Source organism: Nocardioides sp. AN3, from assembly GCF_054653495.1.
On record NZ_BAAIGC010000085.1, the window covers coordinates 1 to 1,080 of the forward strand.

The 1,080-nt window shown below is 70.1% G+C and carries 1 protein-coding gene; it reads right to left on the reverse strand.

Translation table 11 applies throughout. The annotated features are described in order from the left end of the window. Positions 1-186: 186 nt before the first annotated feature. Positions 187-786, reverse strand: coding sequence for a transposase (locus tag ACYQ1K_RS27895; protein ID WP_459986891.1), 600 nt, complete (start codon positions 784-786; stop codon positions 187-189). Positions 787-1,080: the final 294 nt, after the last annotated feature.

The following is a 1,080-nucleotide window of genomic DNA, read 5'->3' on the forward strand; positions in this document are numbered from 1 at the left end:
TGTTGGCCGTCACTGATCTTGCACATGCTGTCGTCATCGCGGATGCCGATGGGCCCGGCGGTGTTGGTCGGCTCGGTGACGGCGTGATCGGCACGATGACGCTCTTGTCCGCCGACGTCCCGGGGCGGTCGTCGGCACAGTGACGGCCGGATACGGGCAGACCACTCCCTCGGCCGGGCATGAATTTCAGTTGAGCTGGGCCGGCGCGAGCAGCCAGCCGCGCGCGAAGAACCCGATCACGGGCCAAGGCGTGAGGTTCGCAGCGAACAGCTGTCGGTAGCGGCGAGCCACCGTGCCGAGCAGGTTCAGCGCGTGCCACAGCGGGGAGTGCTGCTGAGCCGGCACCACGGTCGGCCCGGCGTGCACGGACAGCAGCTCGCGGTCGATTATGGCTGCCCGCTCGACCCCGCGCTGCCACAGCCACTTCGCGTGCTCGCCCGTCACCCGGCGCAACCACCGCCGCACCGTCGAGGGCGGGCGGCCCAGCTGCCGAGCGATCGTGCGGTGCCCGGCGCCGTGTGCCTGGGCCAGCAGCGCTGCGCCGATCACTTCGGTGCTGTCGGCGCGGCGCACCGCAAGCGTCGAGGGCAGCAGGACCTGGGTGGCACGGCAGTCGGCGCACCGTGCTCGGCGGGGCTGGACCCGCAAGGTCGTGGCGCCCAGACCACGCACGGTCCGGGGACGCCCATGGCCGTGCGGGCCGAGCCGGCCACCGCAGCCGGGGCAGCGCATCTTGCCGGCAAGCAGGGTCTGCTCGGCCTCTTCTGGGCATAACACCACGATCACCGACGCCAGCTCTCCCCTCGCGTTGCAGACAGCATTGCCTACCACGCCGCAACAGGCAGAGGCCACTTGGTGTAGCACCGACCGCCCGCGACACCGCCGCAGTCATGCCCGTGCCGACGAACAGCTCCGCCCGCAGCACGACCACGAGCACACGACCCGAGCCCCCAGCTGCGCAGGATCGCTGGTTCATCGTCCCAGTGACGACGTCCACCAACTACACGCCTCTCGAGAACGGTGAGAACCCTCGATGACGAATCACCGCCGGATCCTCGTCATCCAGAGCGACGCTCAACA